1 pseudogene is annotated in these 268 nt (G+C 57.8%); it reads left to right on the top strand.

The features are described 5' to 3' along the window. Positions 1–45: 45 nt before the first annotated feature. A pseudogene (locus SB773_RS32140) lies at positions 46–268 on the top strand (hypothetical protein); the annotation flags it as partial.

The following is a 268-nucleotide window of genomic DNA, read 5'->3' on the forward strand; positions in this document are numbered from 1 at the left end:
GCTGAGCAGATTAGGGCAGCGCTGGGCGATGGTTCGGCCTATCAGATGCGCATTCACTGGAGCCAGGAAGCTAGCCCGCTTGAAACCGGCGGCGGCATTCAGCAGGCACTGCCGCAGCTAGGCGATGCGCCGTTCTTACTGGTTAACGGCGATGTGTGGTGCGACTATCTGCCCAATGCTTCCGCACTGGCAACAGATGATCTGGCGCATTTGGTATTGGTAAATAACCCCGCCCATCATCCAAGCGGTGATTTCGCGTTACACCAGG

The organism is Bacillus sp. SIMBA_074, assembly GCF_046534555.1.
Classification (GTDB): Bacteria; Bacillota; Bacilli; order Bacillales; family Bacillaceae_G; genus Bacillus_A; species Bacillus_A mycoides.